We start from the raw sequence: 1,836 nt of genomic DNA, 5'->3' as shown, positions 1-1,836 counted from the left end.
ATCATCGTCTCGGCCCTCTCGACCTCCGGAGCGACCTCGCCGAGGATCCGCCGCTTGGCGTCGATCTCGCGCAGTACCCGAGCCGGATCATGGCGCACGATGTGAGCCTGCTGCTCCTCGGTCGGCCAGCCCTCGTCGTATACGACCGGCTCGCCCTTCGAGTCATAGATCGCGACCGTGTCTGACGAGTCGTCCTGCCGCCGCCAGACGTCTCCGCCCGCCGCCCGCGCGATCCGCTCGTCCTCGTCGAGCTGCGCGGCGAGCCACCGCACCAGCTCATCCATCCTGCGCCTCCGCGTCCCCAGACAGCGTGGCGATGTCCTCGGCAAGGATCTGTCGAACGCGTCCGAAGCTGATCCCCAGCTCCTTGGCAATCTCGCGGTACGTCATCCCGCCGTCGCTCATCTCCCGGATCGCTTCCTGCCGGCGCCGCCTCCACTCCAGGCGTGCGGCGTCCATGGCCGCGTCCAGCCGACGGGCCCGCTCCGCGGGTGGCGTATTCACCGCTACAGCGGCGATCGCTTCGCGCACGCGCCGCACCTCCTCCGACTGGTCTTCCATATCCGTCCCTCTCCGGGGTGGGGAGGCGGATTTCCCGTGCCGTCTTGTGTAGTCAGCCTACACGCGTGTAGCTTGACTACACAACGGCTCGGAGGTCGCCTCCGACCGTGATCAACAGCAAGACCCCGGCCCGGCGGTGCAACGCCATATGGGCCGGGGCCAGCCATCCCGCCTGCGCAACCAGGAGGAACAGCCGTGCAGAACCCTAGCCCCAAGCCCCCGCCCCCGGGAGTCCGCCGCCCCATCGCGGTCGGCTTCACCCGGCACGTCGGCGGCCGCACCATCACGGTGCGCGCCACGAAGGCCGGCATCACCGGCACCATCACCCCGCCGCCGCCCGCCGCGCAGAGCACCACCGCCAGCCGCCGCGACCGGGACAACTACCCGCACGCCGCGCCCAAGCCCACGGCGGCGGTGACCGCGTGAGCGCCCCGATCCCCGAGCCCGCCGCCGACCTGCTCCGCGCCGTCCTCGACGCGCTCGACATCCCGTACCCCGCCACCGTCGGCGACGCCGAGCGGCGCGACAAAATCCTCGCCGACCGGGCCATGCACACGGTCATCGCGCTGCGGGACGTCCTCGACCACCAGCCGCACACCAACGTCGAATGGTCCACGGCCTACCTCCGCCGGAAGGTCGCCCAGCACCCGCCGACCGGGTACCGCGCCGTCGGCGTGCCGCTCCAGGACGGGGGCCGGCCGTGACCTCCCAGCCCAGCTCCCCGGAGCCCACCTCCGAGCCCACGCCCACGCCGCACCACATCCCGGGCGTGAGCGACACCACCATCCAGAGCTGCGCCGAGGACTACGCGAAGGCCGAGCCCGCCCGCGAGCGCCTGTTCGAGACCTGGCGCAACGGCATCCGCTAACCGCCCCAGACCGGCCGGGCCCCGTACATCCCCCAGCGGGGCCCGGCCACCCGCTCCGAGACCGTCCAGCGGTACGGCCATCACAGGCCACCCGGAGCACTCCACCCCCACCACCGCTCCGGAAGGACACCGTCATGGCCATCGACGCCCTGCTCCACCAGCTCGCCCAGACCCTCAACTCCCTCACCGACGCCCCGGGTACACCCCCGACCCGCGCAACGGCGTGAGCATCACCGACAGCAGCCGCCAGAGCCACCCGCAGCGCGTCGTCTGGGACGACGAGGACGGCCGCGGCTGGATCGTCGCCCCCCGCTGACCCCACCTACCGGCCGGGCCCGCGAAACCCCCCCCCCCGGGCCCGCCCCCTGCGAGGTCGGGGGTGCACACGTCTGTACAACACTCACAGC

General features: G+C 72.3%; 4 protein-coding genes. 2 read left to right on the top strand and 2 right to left on the bottom strand.

Annotated features, from left to right (window positions below):
• Together ACWDTP_RS38315 and ACWDTP_RS38310 are read right to left on the bottom strand one after the other, a co-directional pair.
• The coding region (locus ACWDTP_RS38315) for a DUF6221 family protein (RefSeq protein ID WP_450028423.1) at window positions 1-284 on the bottom strand (284 nt) is incomplete at its 3' end.
• The gene (locus tag ACWDTP_RS38310) at window positions 277-561 is read right to left on the bottom strand and encodes a helix-turn-helix domain-containing protein (protein WP_450028422.1); all 285 of its coding nucleotides are present in this window, start codon (window positions 559-561) and stop codon (window positions 277-279) included. The genes ACWDTP_RS38315 and ACWDTP_RS38310, both read right to left, overlap by 8 nt.
• 195 nt (window positions 562-756) lie before the next feature.
• On the opposite strand from ACWDTP_RS38310, the gene ACWDTP_RS38305 reads away from it, so the two are divergent.
• Both ACWDTP_RS38305 and ACWDTP_RS38300 read left to right on the top strand, forming a co-directional pair.
• Complete coding sequence (locus ACWDTP_RS38305; protein ID WP_450028421.1) at window positions 757-987, top strand: hypothetical protein; 231 nt, start codon at window positions 757-759, stop codon at window positions 985-987.
• Window positions 984-1,265 (top strand): hypothetical protein, encoded by a 282-nt coding sequence (locus ACWDTP_RS38300; RefSeq protein ID WP_450028420.1) that lies wholly within the window; start codon window positions 984-986, stop codon window positions 1,263-1,265. The genes ACWDTP_RS38305 and ACWDTP_RS38300 overlap by 4 nt, the downstream gene beginning before the upstream one ends.
• Window positions 1,266-1,836 lie beyond the last annotated feature (571 nt).

The sequence above is a fragment of the Mycobacterium sp. NPDC003449 genome, assembly GCF_053588415.1.
This window is presented reverse-complemented; position numbering and strand designations above follow the sequence as displayed.

What these genes read in the sequence shown, in the direction of transcription:
- ACWDTP_RS38310 (WP_450028422.1), bottom strand. Translation starts at nt 561, where the DNA reads ATGGAAGACCAGTCGGAGGAGGTGCGGCGCGTGCGCGAAGCGATCGCC.